This window comes from Aneurinibacillus aneurinilyticus ATCC 12856 (genome assembly GCF_000466385.1).
Taxonomy (GTDB): domain Bacteria; phylum Bacillota; class Bacilli; order Aneurinibacillales; family Aneurinibacillaceae; genus Aneurinibacillus; species Aneurinibacillus aneurinilyticus.
In genome coordinates this window covers 1-1,752 of record NZ_KE952864.1, presented here as the reverse complement: position 1 = coordinate 1,752, position 1,752 = coordinate 1, and the positions used below count along the sequence as shown (strand labels likewise).

Annotated in this window: 2 protein-coding genes, 1 pseudogene and 1 CRISPR repeat array; of the genes and pseudogenes, 2 read left to right on the top strand and 1 reads right to left on the bottom strand. The window is 37.2% G+C overall.

What is annotated here, in order from left to right; all coding sequences use genetic code 11:
* The coding region (locus HMPREF0083_RS28815; RefSeq protein ID WP_021623499.1) for a hypothetical protein at positions 1–337 on the top strand (337 nt) is incomplete at its 5' end.
* 393 nt (positions 338–730) lie between these two features.
* Positions 731–1,028: direct repeats of the CRISPR family, unit length 30 nt; unit sequence AGTTTTATCTGAACGTAGTGGGATATAAAC.
* Between the two features lie 43 nt (positions 1,029–1,071).
* On the opposite strand, the pseudogene HMPREF0083_RS30235 reads toward HMPREF0083_RS28815, so the two are convergent.
* Positions 1,072–1,212, bottom strand: a pseudogene (locus HMPREF0083_RS30235) (IS3 family transposase); the annotation flags it as partial.
* Between the two features lie 260 nt (positions 1,213–1,472).
* Between HMPREF0083_RS30235 and HMPREF0083_RS19835 the strand changes: the two are divergent.
* Positions 1,473–1,752 (top strand): Rpn family recombination-promoting nuclease/putative transposase (locus HMPREF0083_RS19835; RefSeq protein WP_021623495.1); only part of this gene is annotated, 280 nt, incomplete at its 3' end.

Sequence of the window (1,752 nt, the reverse complement as noted above, 5' to 3'; positions counted from 1 at the left end):
CGGCTCTAAGAGCGAAAATTATGCAAAACGCTCACCTACAAAAACATTTCAGTATCTCATAAAGTTGAATGGAACGATAATTTCACAGAAAACCGAAACGTGGTTGCCGGAACTGAAGGCATTTCAAATAATCGACAGTAAGCGTATTGATGATTTAGCAACGAATTTTCAAATTAAAAATGAAAAAAGCGAAAAAAAAGCTGATGTAAAGAAAGAAGAGTCTAAAAAAGCATCGTTAAGCATGTTAAAAAAAGAAGATATCAAACTTGTTGACCCTTACTTTTTGGTAAAATCAAAATTTGAACCTGTAAGAACAAAATTCAATAAATCATATTAGTTAGTATAGAAGTACCGCTCCTTTTTCAAAGGGTGCGTTTTTTATTTTAAGAAAAGTGTCTTGCCTTTTTGCGTACGTTCCTATTCTCTATTACAGTAAAAGAAGAGGATATCTAACATCGATGATAGACATATAAGGGGTAAACAACAAGGCCGCGACACTCCACAAGACAAATATCAAGATTACTATGTAGTAAGGGGCGTTCGATGAAATTTGCAGTAAACCTAATTTTGGGTATACTAGACATGAGCCCTTATATAACAAGGAGTTGAGGCATTTTTTCTTCTGTATTAAAAATAGAACTCCTGGTTTACTGCAAAAAGCTGATTTTTGATTCTTTTTTAATTGATGAAACCCTTGATAGATGAAGGTTTTCGTCTGTTTTGTTTTTAGGGTTTTATCTGAACGTAGTGGGATATAAACCCAGCAATACCGTACTCACTGGCGTAAGAGCCGTCGAGTTTTATCTGAACGTAGTGGGATATAAACCGAAGATTAATCAAAGTTTCAGCAACATTATTATTCAGTTTTATCTGAACGTAGTGGGATATAAACGATTGAAATGTAGTCTTACAAGCACCCCATTATGTGTAAGTTTTATCTGAACGTAGTGGGATATAAACTGGCACTGTCTTGATACATGAAGATGTGTCCTACCCCATGTTTTATCTGAACGTAGTGGGATATAGGAACCTTGGCGATATATTGAACGCATGGAATTGAGAAAAGCACGCCATGTACTTAAAAATTCGTTTTTTCATCATTTGTTTATCCGTGTGCCAACCGACAATCTTTCTGGAGTATAGGGCCATGATGCTCGCTAGATACAGCTGGCTTTCTTGGATGTGAATATACATAATGTTGGCCATCCACACTTGGCCCGGTGCTTGGACGCTAAACTTCTAAGCGAGCACGTTGTCATGAAGGGGCGGTTGGTGTCACCGTCTTTCCTTGTTCATCAATAAGTTGACCATTTCGAGTTTACATTCCTTATCGTACTTTTTCTTCATAGTTAGACACTTGAATGTAGAATGCATTTGCTTTATTTTTGCACTCTTGTTTTCGCATGTCCAGAATCCAGTCTAACAACATGGTATACTAAGAGGTAACAAAAGAAAAAAGTACGGGGGACATTATGAGAAAAAGATTGGACCTACGCATTGATTTTGCCTTTAAAGCCTTGTTTGGTACACATGGAAATGAATCCATTCTGGCTGCTTTTTTGAATGCTGCTCTCCGTTTGCCCGATAATCAAAAGATTACAGAGGTTACTCTGCTGGACCCGCAGTTCAACAAGGAGAATACCGAGGATAAAAAATCAATTTTGGATGTGCATGCGCAGCTTGAAGACGGAAGTCGTGTAAATGTAGAAATCCAGGTGAATAATAAGCATGATATGGAAAAAAGAACCTTGT